Genomic DNA, 15517 nt, shown 5'->3' with positions numbered 1-15517 from the left:
GGCCTATTCGCGTCCGGCCCGCAGCCGGCGACGCGAGTTGGCCAGATGGTTGCGCATCGCTGCGGACGCTGCGGCGCCGTCACTGTCTGCGATGGCGGCAAAAATGGACTTGTGCTCATGGACCACCTGTTCAAAGTGGTCCCGCGCATAATGTTCGACGCCGGTCATCAGCCGGGTGCGGGGCATGGCGATCATGGTCTGGCCCAGGGAGGCCAGGCAGTCGGTGTAGAAAGGGTTGCCTGAGGCGGCGGCGACGGCTTTGTGGAACTCAAAGTCCGCCTTCATGGCGTGGGCGGGATGCTCGACGCTGTCGGTGAACTCCGCCAGTGCCTGCCGCATGGCACCCAGTTGCCGTTCTGTGCGGTTTCCGGCAGCCAGGGCTGCCGCTTCGGTCTCGACGCCGATCCGGAATTCCAGCAGGTGCAGCCGGTCTTCGGCGGTGACCACGGCCCTGGCGGACTGGCCCGACGTCGAACCCGGCGTGGGCGGGGTCAGCGCAAAGCTGCCCCGCCCACGTTCGGTTTCCACCAGACCCTCAGCCTGAAGCCTCGTGAGTGCAGACCGGACCACCGTCCGGCTGACTCCGTACTCGCCAATAAGGGTGTTTTCGCTCGGGAGCTTCTCACCGGGCTGGATGACGCCGTCGACAATCCGGGAGCGAAGGTCGGCGGTGAGGTCAGCGGTCAGGTTCCGGCTCATGGATTCAAGGTTACGCGCCGAATTCCACCGTCTCGGTGGTCCACGCGCGGGCCTGGTCGCTGAGGCTCACGCCGAGTCCCGGGCGGTCCGGAACGATCATGCGGCCGTCCTTGGTCTCAAGGCGCTCGTTGAACAGCGGGTCCAGCCAGTCGAAGTGCTCCACCCACGGCTCACGCGGGTAGGCCGCGGCCAGGTGCAGGTGGATTTCCATCGCGAAGTGCGGGGCCAGGCCCAGGCCGCGTTCGTCAGCCAGGGCGGCGAGGCGGAGGAACTGGGTGATGCCTCCCACGCGCGGGGCGTCGGGCTGGATGATGTCACAGCCGTTGGCCGCGATCAGGCCCTTGTGCTCGGCCACGGAGGCGAGCATTTCGCCGGTGGCGATGGGGGTGTCCAGGACCTGGGCAAGGTGGGCGTGGCCCTCGAAGTCGTAGGCGTCCAGCGGCTCTTCGATCCAGATCAGGTTGAACTCCTCCAGCTGGCGGCCCATGCGCAGTGCCGTGGCGCGGTCCCACTGCTGGTTGGCGTCCACCATGAGCGGCACGTCCCAGCCGATGTGTTCACGGATGCCGGCGACGCGGCGCAGGTCCTCCTTGGTGTCCGGGAGTCCCACCTTGATCTTGATGCCGCCGATGCCCTCTTCGATGGACTGCGTGGCACGGGCCCTGACCTCGTCGAGGGTGGCGTTCAGGAAGCCGCCCGACGTGTTGTAGGTCTGGACGGAGTCGCGGTAGGAACCCAGCAGCTTGGCGAGGGGCAGCCCGGCACGCTTGGCCTTGAGGTCGTACAGGGCGATGTCGATGGCGGCCAGGGCCTGGGTGGCGACGCCGGAACGGCCCACCGAGGCGCCGGCCCAAAGCAGCTTGGTGTACAGCTTGCCGATGTCGTTGGGGTCCTCGCCGATGATTCCTTCGGCAACTTCCTTGGCGTGGGCGTACTGGGCCGGACCGCCCGCGCGCTTGGAGTAGCTGAAGCCCAGCCCGGTGTGGCCCTGCTCCGTGGTGATCTCCGCAAAGAGGAAAACGACCTCGGTCATGGGCTTCTGCCGTCCGGTGAAGACCTTGGCGTCGCTAATCGGGATGGCCAGCGGAAGGCGTGCGGTGGAAAGTTTGACATGCCGGATGAGATCGACGGTGCTCATGGATTCTCCTTGGGAAGTGGGGGCAGCATCGCCCGCACACCTAGGATACAAGTAGAGCACTTGTAATACAAGTAAGTACCGGTGCCAAGTCCAAGGCCCACTCCGACGGCACCAGTGTGGCCGGGTCCAGCACTCCAGGGAGGCCGGACCCGGCAGTCCTGCGCGAAGGTGCCGAAGCTACCTCCCTTCAAGGACACATACAGACTGGCTCCTGCACCTTGTGAAAACCCTGCTCCCGGCGCCTACCCCGCCGCCCAGGCCACCACCAGGAGAGCGCCCACGCACAGGATGGTGGTGCAGAGGATTACGTCCCGGGCCACGGTCATGCCGCGGCCATAGGGGGAGGCGAACAGGAAGACGTTCTGTGCGGTGGGCAGGGCCGCCATGATCACGCTGGCCAGGAGGTGCTGCCCGTCGAGACCAAAGACAAAACGCCCCAGCAGCCAGACGATCATGGGCATGCCGGCAATCTTCAGGAACGTGGCCACGAGGGTCTCCGTGCGGCCGTCATCCTTCTGCAGCGGCGCGCGGCCGGCCAGTGACAGCCCGAAGGCGAGCAGGACCATCGGAACGGCCCCGCCGGCCAGCATGTCGATGGGCTTCTGCAGCAGCTCCGGCTCCTGCCAGCCCGTCAGCGCAACGAGGACGCCGAGGGCTGAGGCGATGATCATGGGATTGGACAGCGGCTGGAGCAGCACCTTCTTCCACGAGATCCGGGCGCCCGAGAACACCCCCAGAAGCGTGAGGTAGAAGGGGGCCAGGACCAGGAGCTGCACCAGCAGCACCGGGGCGACGTGCTGCGCCGTGCCGACGGCGTACAGCGAGACGGGAATGCCGATGTTGTTGGCGTTGGCGTAGCTGCTGGCCATCGCGCCGACGGCGGTCTCCGCAGCCGGGCGGCGGAAGAACAGGAAGCTCAGCAGCCAGTAAAGAAGCCCCACTGCCGCTGCTGAAAGCAGCGCCAGCGGGGCGTCAGTCCCGAGTGCGGCCCGGATATCCGAGCCGGCCACCACGGTGTAAAGCAGGGCAGGGTTGGTGATGTGGAAGGCTGTGCGGGTCAGCGTCCCCTGGACCTCGGGACCCAGGATGCGGAACCTGGCAGCGAGGTAGCCGACGGCGATGACTGCAGAAACGATGAGGATTCCGGAGACGACGCCGCCCACATTCTGCCCTTCTATTTAGGTATGTTGGGTTCCGCACGGCCGCCTCCTGTTGCGTGAAGCCGGCCGTGCGGAAGCTTTAACTAGCGAACCAGGCAGGGCCGTTTCGGGTCGAAGGACCAGCCGTCGATGTAGTACTGCATGCCGATGCTGTCGTCGCGGGCATCCAGGCCGTGCTCCAGGTACAGCTGGTGTGCCTTGTCCAGGGCCTCGCGGTCCAGTTCGATGCCAAGCCCGGGCGCAGCAGGAACCTCGATTGCGCCGCCCTTGATCTGCAGCGGGTCCTTGGTCAGGCCCTGCCCGTCCTGCCAGATCCAGTGCGTGTCCAGCGCCGTGATCTCGCCCGGCGCCGCGGCACCGGTGTGCGTAAACATGGCCAGCGAGATGTCGAAGTGGTTGTTCGAGTGCGAACCCCAGGTCAAGCCGAACTCGTTGCACAGCTGCGCCACCCGGACCGAACCGTGCATGGTCCAGAAGTGCGGGTCCGCCAGCGGGATGTCCACGGCGTTGCTGCGGATGGCGTGGGACATTTCCCGCCAGTCGGTGGCGATCATGTTGGTGGCGGTCTTCAGCCCGGTGGCCCGGCGGAATTCGGCCATGACCTCGCGGCCGGAGAAGCGGCCTTCGGCACCGCACGGGTCCTCGGCGTAGGCCACCACGCCCTGCATCCGCTTGCCCAGCCGGACGGCCTCCTCGAGCAGCCAGCCGCCGTTGGGGTCCAGGGTGACGCGGGCATCGGGGAAGCGCTTGGCCAGCGCCGTGACCACGTCCACCTCGTCGTCGCCGGACAGCACGCCGCCCTTGAGCTTGAAGTCGCTGAAGCCGTAGCGCTCCTGTGCGGCTTCCGCCAGCGCCACGACGGCCTCGGGAGTCATTGCCTCCTGGCGGCGCAGTTCTTCCCAGCGGTCCGACGGCGATTCCTCCACCAGGTACGGCAGGTCCGTCCGCTTGTGGTCACCGACAAAGAACAGGTACCCCAGCATGGGCACGGACGTGCGCTGCTGCCCGTCGCCCAGCAGTTCCGCCACCGGGACGCCCAGGAACCGGCCGTGCAGGTCCAGCAGTGCGGACTCGACGGCGGTGACGGCGTGGACTGTGGTGCGCAGGTCGAAGGTCTGCAGGCCGCGGCCGCCGGCGTCGCGGTCGGCGAACTCGGCGGCGATTTCGCGCAGCAGCGAGCGGTAGCGGGCCACCGGCTTGCCGGCGATCAGGGCGCCGGCTTCCTCGATGGTGGTACGGATCTTTTCGCCGCCGGGAACCTCGCCGAGGCCGGTCCGGCCGTCGGAGTCCGTCACGATGACGACGTTCCGCGTGAAGAACGGCCCGTGGGCGCCGCTGAGGTTCATCAGCATGCTGTCGTAGCCCGCAACCGGAACGACCTCCACGCGGGCAATGGTGGGCTGGGCGGTCATGCGTTGACCTCCTCTTTCTCTTCAGCGGCCACGACGGTGCCGTCGATGCGGCGGTTGAGGTGCCAGGGGTTGGTGTCCTGGAGGGGTGCCGGGAGGAGTTCCTGGGGCAGGTTCTGGTAGGCGACGGGCCGGAGGAAGCGGTTGATGGCGAGGGTTCCGACGGAGGTGGTGCGGGTGTCGGAGGTGGCGGGGAAGGGGCCGCCGTGGACCATGGCGTGGCCGACTTCGACGCCGGTGGGCCAGCCGTTGACGATGATGCGCCCCACCTTCTGCTCGAGCACCGGGATCAGTTGTGCCGCCGTCGGGTAGTCCTCCTCGGTGAGCTGCAGGGACGCGGTGAGCTGGCCCTCGATCCGGTTGGCGGCCTCAATGAGTTCGTCGGTGGTGGAGTAGCGGATCACCAGGGACGCGGCGCCGAAGATTTCGGTGTGCAGGACCTCGTTGGTGATGAAGTCGCGGACTTCGGTGCCGTAGATGGCCGGTGCCGGGGCGTTCTGGGTGGGGCCGGGTGTTCCGGTCCCGACGACGGTCACGTTCTGCGCGGCGCCCAGCGCCTGGGTTCCGGTGTTCCAGGAGTCGGCGATCCCTGCGGTGAGCATCGTCTGGCCGGCGCAGGCGGCAACTGCGCGGCCGACGGCGGCAGCGAGTTTGTCGCCCGCCTCGCCGGCGGGGGCGAACAGCAGGCCGGGGGAAGTGCAGAGCTGGCCCGAGCTGCCGGTGACGGCGGTGATGTACTGCTGCGCCAGAGCGTCGATCTGTGCGGTTTCGGTCTGTCCGGCGGAGCCTTTGAGGGCGCCGGGGAAGACGAACACCGGGTTGAGGGAGGACATTTCCGCGTACACGGGGATGGGCTCCGGGCGGGCGGCGGCGGTACGCATCAGCGCGATGCCGGCGGACTGGGAACCGGTGAAGCCCACGGCCTTGATGGCCGGGTCGGCCACGAGGGCCTGGCCGATGCTGGAGCCGGGGCCGTAGATCAGGGAGAACACGCCCGGGTGCAGCCCTGCGTCGCGGACGGCCTTGGCGATCGCCTGGCCCACCAGTTCACTGGTGCCGGGGTGGGCGTTGTGCGCCTTGAAAACCACGGGGCAGCCGGCGGCGAGGGCGGAGGCGGTGTCGCCGCCCGCCGTCGAGAAGGCCAGCGGGAAGTTGCTGGCCCCGAAGACGGCGACGGGTCCCAGCGGGATCTGGCGCTGGCGGATGTCGGCGCGCGGCAGGGGCGCGCGGTCCGGCAGTGCCGGGTCGATGCGCACGCCGCGGAAGTCGCCCTGGCGGACCACGTTGGCGAAGAGCCGCAGCTGGCCGGTGGTGCGGGCGCGTTCACCGGTCAGGCGGGCGGCGGGCAGGCCGGTTTCCTGGCCGGCGCGGATGATCAGTTCATCGCCGATCGCTTCGATGTTGTCCGCGATCGCGTCCAGGAACGCGGCGTGGGTTTCCGGGTCCAGCGTGCTGAAGGACGCGAAGGCCTCGGCGGCTGCGGCGGTGGCGGCCTTGAGCTGCTCCTCGGTGAGCAGGGTGTAGGCGGGCTCGAGCTGTTCGTTGCTGGCCGGGTTGAAGGCGAAGGTGGTCTTGCCTTCGCCGGCAACGGTCTGTCCGGCGATCAGGGAGTGTCCGGTAAGGGTCACGGTTGTTCCTCCTAAATACGGGTGGTGTGGGCCGTTAGGAAACCTTGGCGATGAGGGCCTTGAGGTCGGCGAGGTCCTTTTCCGCCATGTTCTGCAGCGGGGGGCGGACGCCGCCGGCGGAGCGGCCGACCGCGTCGAGGCCACCCTTGACGATGGAGACAGCGTAGCCCTTCACGCGGTCGCGGATGTCCAGGTAGGGGATGACGAAGTCGTTGAGCTTCTGGTTGACGGCGACGCGGTCGTTGTTGCGGACGTCCTGGTAGAAGTCGAGTGCGAACTGCGGAACGAAGTTGTACATCGCGCTGGAGTACGTGCTCATGCCCAGCTGCAGCAGTGGCAGTGCGAAGGTCTCAGCTGTGGGAAGGCCGCCCAGGTAGAAAAGGCGGTCGCCGAGCTTGGCGTAGACGCGGGCATCGTGCTCGAGGTCTCCCACGCCATCCTTGAAGCCGATCAGGTTCTCGTGGCGGTCGGCCAGGGTGGCCACCGTGGTGTCCTTGTAAATGGCATTGGCGCGGTTGTAGATGATCACGCCGAGCGACGTGGCACTGCAGACGGCGCTGACGTGGTCGATCAGGCCGCCCTGGTCGGCTTCCGTCAGGTAGGGCGGCAGGAGCAGGATGCCCTCGGCGCCGGCGGCCTCGGCAGCTTTGGCATTTTCGATGGCCTGGGCGGTGGAACCGCCGGCGGATGCCAGGACGGGGACGGTGCTGCCGACTTCCTCGACGGCGGCACGGACCACGCGGGCGGACTCGGCGGGGGTCAGGGAGAAGCCCTCACCCGTGCCGCCTGCGGCGAAGAGGCCGGCGACGGGGTAGCTGGCCTGCCATGCCAGGTGCTTGCGGTAGTTTTCCTCGTCAAACTGCAGCTCTGCATCGAAGGAGGTCACGGGGAAGGACAGCAGCCCGTCCTTGAGGGTGCTGGCGAGTTCCTGAGGTGAAAGTTTGGCCACGGGATGTCCTTGGAGTCGGTGCCGGAGGCGGCGGAGGTGGGGTGGTTCCCTTTCAGACTAGGGACCGCCGTCCATGCCTGTCTAAGTGCATTTTTGTATCTATTGATACCCTCCGCGCATTGAGTCCCCGGGCCGCTGCACGCTAGCCCGCCGCAAACTCCAGGTCGCGCAGCAACCGCACCAGGGCCGGGTTCTTCGCGTCCCGGTTCCAGATGGCATGGAGCTCTACGGGCTCTTCTTCCACGCTTTCCAGGCGCAGGAACGACACACCGCGAATGCCCAGGGCCGTGGCCGAGTGCGGCACGAAAGCCACGCCGCGCTTGGCAGCCACGAGCGAGACCATGGTCAGAATCTGGCTGACGGTGTGCACCACATTTTCGTGACGGATATCGTGCAGGCGGACCACGAGGTCGTAAAAGTACCGGGCCTCGGTGGGCGAGTGCATGATGAGCGGCTCGTCCTTGAAGTCCTCATTGCGAAGATCCCGTTTCAGGCCGGCCAGCGGATGTGATGCGGGAACCGCGAGGACCATCGATTCGCGGTACAGCAGGTGGGAGTCGAACACTTCCGTGTCGAAGGGCGGGCGGGCCAGGCCGAGGTCGAGTTCGCCGGTGAGAAGTCCCTGGATCTGTTCGCCCGTGACCAGCTCCTGGAGGTCGATGTCCACCTCGGGCACAATCGCGCCGATCTCCTCGAGCAGGGGCCCGAGGATGCTGAAACCGCTGGCGGCCGTGAAGCCGATGCGCAGATGGCCCTGGCGGCCGGAGGCGATCCGCCGTGCCGTCACGGGTGCCCTGGTGGCCAGGGCCATGAGCCGGCGGGCCTCGTCGAGGAAGGCCCGGCCGGCGGCCGTCAGCTCGACGCGGCGGTTGTCCCGCTCGAGCAGTTCGGCGCCGACGGTCTTCTCCAGCTTCTGGATCTGGCGGCTGAGCGGCGGCTGGGTCATATTGAGGCGCTCCGCAGCCCGGCCGAAGTGCAGTTCCTCGGCGACGGCGATAAACCCGGTCAGCTGGTCGAAGGTAAACATGATGCTCTCCCGGCATTACTCGATGCATATTTGGGCTTAGACATGCATCATAACGCCTCCCTACACTCGACTAGCGGACCGGCAGTGACCCGGTTCACATACACCGACGGGCTGAGGCAGCCCGCAGTGCAAACGAGGAGTTTCAATGATGCACTTCCCCACCCGCCGCGCCGTTCTCGGCGCTGCGTCGGCCATCACCCTGCTGGCCATGACCGCATGCGGCAACGTTGCCGGCGGCAGCAGCGATTCATCGAAGTACCCGAACGGCCCGGTCACGCTGACCGTCGGCCAGGCACCCGGCGGAAGCACCGACCTCATCGCGCGCGCCGTCTCCGAAGGTGCAGCCAAAACCCTCGGGGCCCCGATGCCGGTGGTCAACAAGCCAGGCGCCAACGGCGCACTGGCCAGCAAGGAGGTGGCGGGAAAGCCGGCCGACGGCCAGAACCTGCTGCTGCTCACCGCTTCCCTGATCACCATCACCCCGCTGGCCGTGACCCCGGAGGAAGCCGTCAACATCGACGACTTCGACATCATCACGGGCCTTTCCCAGGACGACTACGTTCTGGTCGCCAGCGAAAAGTCCGGTTTCAAGTCCATCAAGGACGTGACTTCGGCGGGCCGCAACATCACCTACGGCACCACCGGCGTGGGCACCGGCAGCCAGCTCGCCCAGACGGTCCTCTTCAAGCAGGCCAACGTGAAGGGCACGGACGTTCCCTTCGACAGCGGCAAGCCCGCCCTGACCGCCGTCCTGGGCAACCAGGTTGAACTGGCCACCATCCAGCTCGGCGAGGCGATGCCGCAGATCCAGGCCGGCAAGGTGTCCCCGCTGCTGGTCTTCTCGGAGGAGCGCAACTCCTTCCTCCCGGACACGCCCACCGCCAAGGAATCCGGCTACGACGTTCCGGTTGCCCAGTACCGTGCGGTTGCCGCCCCCAAGGGAACCCCGCAGGAGGTCAAGGACAAGCTCCTCTCCGCCGTCCAGGACACCCTGAAGTCGGATGAGTACAAGGAGTTCAACAAGAAGAACATGCTGACGCCGAAGGAAATCTCCGGTGAAGAAGTAGTCACCCAGTGGAAGGACTACGCAGCCAAGTACAAGGCCCTGGTGGAGAAGTACGACATCAGCCTCGCCGGGAACAAGTGATTCCAGTGCAGGCAGCATCACCGGTAACCGGCGGAGGGAACAGCGCCAGCGCTGTTCCCCCCGCCGGGAACGGCGCGGACAACCTTCCCGCCGAAGAGCTTGACGACCTGACCCCGGAACAGCTGGCGGCCCAATGGGAGGAAGAAAAGCCGCCGGCCGCCGGGGCGCTGGCGAACGCGGCGTCCTCCCTCGTGGTCATCGGCGTCGGTGCCGGCGCGGTGGCCCTGTCCGTTGCGATGGGCCTGGGCACACCGTCCGCACCGCAGCCGGGCCTGTGGCCGTTCATGATCAGCTGCGTCATGGTGGCCCTGGGGCTGTTCCAGCTGATCATGGGTCGGCACAACCGCGACGCCGAAAAGTTCACCCGCCTGTCCGTCGCCCCGCTGACCGGGCTCGTCACCCTTGCCGCGATGGTCGCCCTCATGCCGATCGCTGGCTTTGAACTGCCGGCCCTGGTGCTGTGCATCATCTGGATGCGCTTCCTCGGCGGCGAGACATGGCGCTCCACGCTCCTGGTGAGCGCCATCGTGGTGGCCGCTTTCTACGGGATCTTCGTGACTGCGCTCAACACTTCCATTCCCCACCTCTTCTAGGAGACCACCGTGGATTTCCTGAATCCCGTGATCAACGGATTTGCAGTCGTCCTGGAGCCCATGAACCTCCTGTACTGCCTGATCGGCGTCGTTATCGGCATGCTGATCGGAGTGTTGCCCGGTCTGGGGCCCGCGGCAACCATCGCCATCCTGCTTCCGCTCACCTACAACGTTGAGCCCGTCACCGCCATCATCATGCTGGCCGGCATCTTCTACGGGGCCCAGTACGGCGGCACCATCACCTCCGTGCTCCTGCGCCTTCCCGGCGAGGCGTCCTCGGTGGTCACCGTCTTTGACGGCTACCAGATGGCCAAGCAGGGACGGGCCGGCACAGCCCTGGGCCTGGCATCCATCGGCTCGTTCGTCGGCGGCACGGCCGCCATCGTGGGCCTGACGTTCCTGGCTCCAATCGTGGCCAGCTTCGCCCTCGACTTCGGTCCCGCCGAGTACACCGCCCTGGCACTGCTGGGCATCCTGCTGGTGGCCACCATCAGCAGCGGCGCGAAGACCAAAGCCCTCATCGCGGCGGCGCTCGGCCTTCTCCTGGCGACCGTCGGCCGGGACCTCTTCACCGGCGAAAACCGCTTCACCTTCGGCAGCCTGGAGCTCGCCGACGGCATCGACTTCGTCCCGATCGCCATGGGAATCTTCGGTCTCGGCGAGATCCTGTACAACCTCGAGGAGCGTCACCGCGCCGCAAAGGCGCCCTCCGCCGTCGCAAATGTATGGCCCTCCCGCGGCGACCTCAAGCAGGCGTCCGGCGCGATCGGGCGCGGCTCAATCCTCGGTTTCTTCCTGGGCATCCTGCCCGGCGGCGGCGCCACCATCGCCTCGATGGCCTCCTACGCCATGGAGAAAAAGCGGGCCAAGCAGCCCGAGCGCTTCGGCAAGGGCGCCCCGGAAGGCGTTGCCGGCCCGGAAACGGCCAACAATGCGGCAGCGACGTCGTCGTTCATTCCGCTGCTGACCCTGGGCATCCCCGCCAACGCCACCATGGCCCTGATGTTCGGCGCGCTGCTGATCCAGGGCGTCACGCCGGGCCCGCAGCTTGTGGAGGAGAACCCGGGGCTGTTCTGGGGCGTGGTGAACTCCATGTACATCGGCAACATCCTGCTGCTGATCATGAGCCTGCCGCTGGTGGGGATCTTCGTAAGGATCCTCCGCGTCCGCGCGGCCATCCTGGCGCCCATCACGGCGCTGATCACGCTGCTCGGCGCGTACACGATCAACAACAGCATGTTCGATGTCACCCTCGTGGTGGTCTTCGGCATCGTGGGCTACCTGATGAAGAAGTTCGGCTTCGAGCCCGGCCCGCTGGTCCTGGCCTTCGTCCTGGGCGAACTGCTCGAAAGCTCCCTGCGGCGTTCACTGCTGGTGTTCGGCGGCGATCCGCTGGGCTTCCTCGGCCGGCCCATCTCCGCCACGCTCCTCATCGTGTTCGTCCTGGTGGCCGTGCTTCCGGGCATCCGCTCGGCCCTGGCCAAGCGCAAGGCCGCCGTCCCCGCGGGACCCTCCGCCACTGAAATCAAGGAGAAGGTATGAGCATCATCGTTGGATTCGTCCCCACCCCGGCAGGGGAGGCTGCCCTGACGGCAGGCATTGCGGAGGCACGGCTCCGAAGCCAGGACCTGGTGATCGTCAACTCCGCCCGCGAAGGCGCCCTGGTGGACAAGTCGGTGGCACCCGACGACGTCCTGGCCAGGGCCTCCAAACGGGCCGAGGAGGCAGGCGTCACGGCGCGAGTGATCCAGCCGCCGTACCAGCACGACCTGGCGGATGAGTTCCTCGATGTCGCCCGCGAAGCCAACGCCTCGCTGATCGTCATCGGGCTGCGGCACCGGACACAGGTGGGCAAGTTCATCCTGGGCAGCCACGCCCAGCGCATCCTCATGCAGGCGGACCGCCCGGTTCTGGCCGTGAAGGCCGACGGCGGCCAGTTTTAGTACCAAAGCACCGCTTGGCAGGAGGCGGGCCGGGATCCGGACAGGATCCCGCGCCCGCCTCAGCCGTCCCCGCCAGCAGGAGTTTTGTCCAGATAGCGGCGAGCTCCAATCCGTAACGGGAGACGTGTATCACCTGGGCGTCCGCCGTGCCGCTGTCGTAAAACACTCGTGTTTCCCTTCGCCGTCGGCATAGGGTGGGCGGAGCGGACAAGCGTGAATACTCTCGAGATGCCGGGGTACGGAAGGACTTGAAGAACACCCCCGGGGGGAGGTGCCACGCAGGAACCACCGACAAAGGAGAAGTCTGTGCGGGAAGCAAGCTTCAGCAAGAGCGGTTCAGCAGCCGACGAGTTCGACGGGGGGAGCAACGGATTCGGGCCCGGTGCAGAAGCGCTGCCGGGGGAAGCGGCTCCGGCTGGCTCAGCAGCCGAAGTGCCGCAGGCGGAGGGGCCTGACACGACCGAGGCTGCCGAAGCGCCGGAACAGGCCGAGGCCGCCGACATCACCTACGACGAGCAGTTCTATCCGGCCCGTCCCAAGGCGCTGCGGCCGATCGCCCGCCGCCGCCAGTTCTTCGCGGACCGGCCCTCACTCGAGTTCGACGGGCGCAACGCTGCCTACGTCGAATGGCTGCGGAACCAGGCCATGCTGGGGGACGCGAACGTGATGGCACGGCAGCTCTCCGGCCAGGCCAGCATGTGGCAGAACTCGTACGCCCATCCGAACCCGCGGGCCGCTGTGGAACGAGCACCCGTCTGGTTCACCGCCTATCCCTTGTCCTTCATCACCCGCCCGGGCCAGTCGTTCCTTTCCGCCCTCGGAGACCCGGAACTGTGGGACGCATTCCGGGAGATCGGCATCAGGGGCCTGCACACCGGCCCCGTCAAGCTTGCCGGCGGCATCAGCGGCTGGTCCCAGACGCCAAGCGTTGACGGCCACTTCGACCGCATCAGCATGGCGATCGACCCGGTGTTCGGTACGGAGGACGAATTCCGACGGATGTGCGAGGTCGCCGCGGACCATGACGGCACGGTGATCGACGACATCGTTCCCGGCCACACTGGCAAGGGGGCCGACTTCCGGCTGGCCGAGATGAACTTCCGGGACTATCCCGGCATCTACCACATGATCGACATCCCGGAAGAGGACTGGCACCTGCTGCCGGATGTGCCCGCCGGCGAAGATTCGGTCAACATTAGCCCGGATGCGGAGCAGGCCCTGCAGAAGGCCGGGTACATCATCGGCCGGCTCCAGCGCGTGATCTTCTACGAGCCGGGCGTCAAGGAAACCAACTGGAGTGCCACGCGGCCCATTGTGGACACGGCGGGGAAGACCCGCCGGTGGGTGTACCTGCACTACTTCAAAGCCGGCCAGCCGTCCATCAACTGGCTGGACCCGACCTTTGCCGGCATGCGCCTGGTGGTGGGGGACGCCCTGCACTCACTGCTGGACCTCGGCACGGGCGCCCTCCGACTGGATGCCAACGGTTTCCTGGGAGTGGAGAAGAGCGCCGAGGAGCAGCCGGGCTGGTCCGAAGGGCATCCGCTTTCCGAGGCGGCCAACCAGTTGATCGGATCGATGATCCGCAAGGTCGGCGGGTTCTCGTTCCAGGAACTCAACCTGACCATCGACGACATCAAGGCCACGTCGGAGTCGGGTCCGGACCTGTCCTACGACTTCGTAACCAGGCCTGCCTACCACTACGCCCTGGTGACTGCGGACACTGAGTTTTTGCGGCTGACGCTCCGGCTTGCCATGGAGATCGGCGTGGACCAGGCGTCCCTGGTCCACGCCCTGCAGAATCACGATGAACTGACCTACGAACTGGTCCATTTCGCCGCCGGCCACAAGGACGACGTGTTCGAACTCAACGGCCAGGAACTCACCGGCGCCGAAGTTGCCGAGCATGTCCAGCAGACCCTGCGGGAACGGCTGACGGGCCCGGAAACCCCGTACAATGCGCTGTTCACCACCAACGGAATCGCCTGCACCACAGCGAGCTTCATCATGGCGGCTCTGGGAATCCAGGACCCCGAGAACCTCAGCGACGAGCAGCAGGCCCAGGTCCTGGACGCCCACATCCTGCTGTCCATGTACAACGCCCTCCAGCCGGGTGTCTTCGCCCTGTCCGGCTGGGACCTCACCGGCGTCACCGCCCTGGACCGCCAGAAAGTCGGGGAGCTCACGGCGCAGGGCGACACCCGCTGGATCAACCGGGGCGCGCACGACATCATGGGCACCAGCCCGGAGGCGGAAGCCTCGTCCGCCGGGATGCCGCGGGCCCGCAGCCTCTACGGTCCGCTGCCGGAACAGCTCAAGGATCCGAACTCCTTCGCCCGGCGGCTGCAGAAAATCCTTGCAGTGCGGGAGCAGAGCGGGATCGCCACCAGCACGCTGCTCGATGTGCCGGAGGTTTCCCACCGCGGGCTGCTCGTTCTGGTCAACCGGCTGGGGGACGGAAACCTGCAGGCCACGGTGCTCAACTTCTCCGGCCAGGACATCGCAGGCAGCATCCAGTCCACGCACCTCGTTCCCGGCAGCAGTGTCCACGACCTCTTCAGCGGCGAGACCGTGGGACACGTCGATGACCTGCACAGCTTCTTCCTGGAACTCGGCGCCTATCAGGGCACGGCACTGCTCCTCAAGGAGGGCGAGAAGGAGTCCGACGGCGATACGGAGTGAGCGGGACCGGCACCGGAGGTGGCCGGCACCGCCCCCACCGAGCCCCGGCGGACCAGGGCGGCATTGAACTCAGGTGCCGGCACCAGCGGCGGGCGGCCCTCGATCTGCCGGATCAGGGCGGCCGCCGCCGCGGCCCCCATCTCGTAAACGGGCTGGGACACGACGGTCAGCGGGGGCGTGGTCAGGCGCGTCCACGCGAAGTCGTCATACATCAGGAATGACACGTCCTCCGGGATGCGCAGTCCCATTTCCTGGATGGCTTCCACCACGCTGAGAGCGATCAGGCCATCGGAAGCGACGACGGCGGTGGCCGGATCTGCGCCCAGCAGCACCTCGCGCGTAAGCTTCCGAATGGACCCGGCATCACCGGCATTGAGCCGCACGAGATCCTCCGGGAAGTTGTGCCCCGAGTCAGCAAACGCGCGCCGCATCCCTTCCAAACGATCAGAAATCTGGGATGAATCCAGCCGCATTCCGGCGGAAAAACCGGTATCGGAGCGCAGTGTCGAGATGAAGGCCACCCTCCGGTGTCCGGCGTCGAGCAGGTAATTGGTGGATTCGTAGGAGATTGCGGCCATGTCGACGGCGACGGTCTCCACTGCCAGTCCGTCGGCCGAGCGGTCCAGGAGCACCAGCGGTCGGTTTGATTCCTTGACCCGCCGCAGGTGCCCCGTCTCCACCGACGATGCCGGCGCGACGATCAAGCCGTCGACCCTTTTGTCCAGCAGCACGCGGACAGCGTCGACTTCCGCCGCGGTGTTCTCGTCGGTATTGATCAGGATGACGTTGTACCCGCTCTTCTTCGCCGTGTCCGTGATGCCCCTCGTGGCGAGGCCAAAATGCGGGTTTTCGATGTCGCCCACCACAACGCCGATGGTGTGTGATTTCCCGGTGTTCATGCTGCGCGCCAGCTCGTTGGGCCGGTAGTCCAGCTCTTCAGCGGCGGCAAGCACCCGCTCGCGGACGTCGTCGCTGACGGCGCCATAATTCCCCAGCGCGCGGGCGGCCTGGGCCTTGGATACCTGCGCAGCTTTGGCGACGTCGGCAACCGTAACGTCCCGCCGCCTTGCTCCGTCACTGCTCATGTTCACCTTCCGGGGGCTGTTGACGCCGCTTGTGAGTTCCGCTACATTTCTAGCAAT

Annotated in this window: 13 protein-coding genes; 5 read left to right on the top strand and 8 right to left on the bottom strand. The window is 66.8% G+C overall.

The annotated features are described in order from the left end of the window. Window positions 1-3: 3 nt before the first annotated feature. The 7 genes from ACFUTU_RS02165 to ACFUTU_RS02135 form a co-directional block, all read right to left on the bottom strand. Window positions 4-699, bottom strand: coding sequence for a FadR/GntR family transcriptional regulator (locus ACFUTU_RS02165; protein WP_377960180.1), 696 nt, complete (start codon window positions 697-699; stop codon window positions 4-6). A 10-nt stretch (window positions 700-709) separates the two neighbouring features. Further along, window positions 710-1837 (bottom strand): mandelate racemase/muconate lactonizing enzyme family protein, encoded by a 1128-nt coding sequence (locus tag ACFUTU_RS02160; protein ID WP_377960178.1) that lies wholly within the window; start codon window positions 1835-1837, stop codon window positions 710-712. A gap of 242 nt (window positions 1838-2079) precedes the next feature. Further along, window positions 2080-3000: an AEC family transporter gene (locus ACFUTU_RS02155; RefSeq protein ID WP_377960176.1), complete on the bottom strand. Its 921-nt coding sequence runs from the start codon at window positions 2998-3000 to the stop codon at window positions 2080-2082. Between the two features lie 80 nt (window positions 3001-3080). Next, the gene (locus ACFUTU_RS02150) at window positions 3081-4409 is read right to left on the bottom strand and encodes an enolase C-terminal domain-like protein (protein ID WP_377960174.1); all 1329 of its coding nucleotides are present in this window, start codon (window positions 4407-4409) and stop codon (window positions 3081-3083) included. Continuing rightward, window positions 4406-6034, bottom strand: a complete 1629-nt coding sequence (locus tag ACFUTU_RS02145) for an aldehyde dehydrogenase (NADP(+)) (protein ID WP_377960172.1) — start codon at window positions 6032-6034, stop codon at window positions 4406-4408. Before ACFUTU_RS02145 ends, ACFUTU_RS02150 begins: the two co-directional genes overlap by 4 nt. A 34-nt stretch (window positions 6035-6068) precedes the next feature. Then, window positions 6069-6983 carry a 5-dehydro-4-deoxyglucarate dehydratase gene (gene kdgD, locus ACFUTU_RS02140; protein ID WP_377960170.1) on the bottom strand — a complete coding sequence of 305 codons (915 nt, stop codon included), beginning with the start codon at window positions 6981-6983 and terminating at the stop codon, window positions 6069-6071. 142 nt (window positions 6984-7125) lie between these two features. Next, a complete protein-coding gene (locus ACFUTU_RS02135; protein ID WP_377960168.1) occupies window positions 7126-8010 on the bottom strand; it encodes a LysR family transcriptional regulator in 885 nt (294 codons plus the stop codon). A 145-nt stretch (window positions 8011-8155) separates the two neighbouring features. Here ACFUTU_RS02135 and ACFUTU_RS02130 point away from each other — a divergent pair, with 145 nt between their 5' ends. From ACFUTU_RS02130 to treS, 5 genes are all read left to right on the top strand, one after another. Next, window positions 8156-9157 (top strand): Bug family tripartite tricarboxylate transporter substrate binding protein, encoded by a 1002-nt coding sequence (locus tag ACFUTU_RS02130; protein ID WP_377960166.1) that lies wholly within the window; start codon window positions 8156-8158, stop codon window positions 9155-9157. 5 nt (window positions 9158-9162) lie between these two features. Then, window positions 9163-9750, top strand: coding sequence for a tripartite tricarboxylate transporter TctB family protein (locus ACFUTU_RS02125; RefSeq protein WP_377960164.1), 588 nt, complete (start codon window positions 9163-9165; stop codon window positions 9748-9750). A gap of 9 nt (window positions 9751-9759) precedes the next feature. Then, the gene (locus ACFUTU_RS02120; protein ID WP_377960162.1) at window positions 9760-11292 is read left to right on the top strand and encodes a tripartite tricarboxylate transporter permease; all 1533 of its coding nucleotides are present in this window, start codon (window positions 9760-9762) and stop codon (window positions 11290-11292) included. Continuing rightward, the gene (locus tag ACFUTU_RS02115) at window positions 11289-11693 is read left to right on the top strand and encodes a universal stress protein (RefSeq protein ID WP_377960160.1); all 405 of its coding nucleotides are present in this window, start codon (window positions 11289-11291) and stop codon (window positions 11691-11693) included. The genes ACFUTU_RS02120 and ACFUTU_RS02115 overlap by 4 nt, the downstream gene beginning before the upstream one ends. Window positions 11694-12125: 432 nt before the next feature. Continuing rightward, entirely contained in the window at window positions 12126-14375 is a 2250-nt protein-coding gene (gene treS / locus ACFUTU_RS02110; protein WP_377960417.1) for a maltose alpha-D-glucosyltransferase, read from the top strand. On the opposite strand, the gene ACFUTU_RS02105 is transcribed toward treS, so the two are convergent. Beyond that, window positions 14315-15460 carry a LacI family DNA-binding transcriptional regulator gene (locus tag ACFUTU_RS02105; RefSeq protein ID WP_377960158.1) on the bottom strand — a complete coding sequence of 382 codons (1146 nt, stop codon included), beginning with the start codon at window positions 15458-15460 and terminating at the stop codon, window positions 14315-14317. The two genes, treS and ACFUTU_RS02105, sit on opposite strands and share 61 nt — an antisense overlap. Window positions 15461-15517: the final 57 nt, after the last annotated feature.

Source organism: Arthrobacter sp. NPDC057388 (assembly GCF_042668165.1).
In the GTDB taxonomy this organism is placed as follows: Bacteria; Actinomycetota; Actinomycetes; order Actinomycetales; family Micrococcaceae; genus Arthrobacter.
This window is presented reverse-complemented; position numbering and strand designations above follow the sequence as displayed.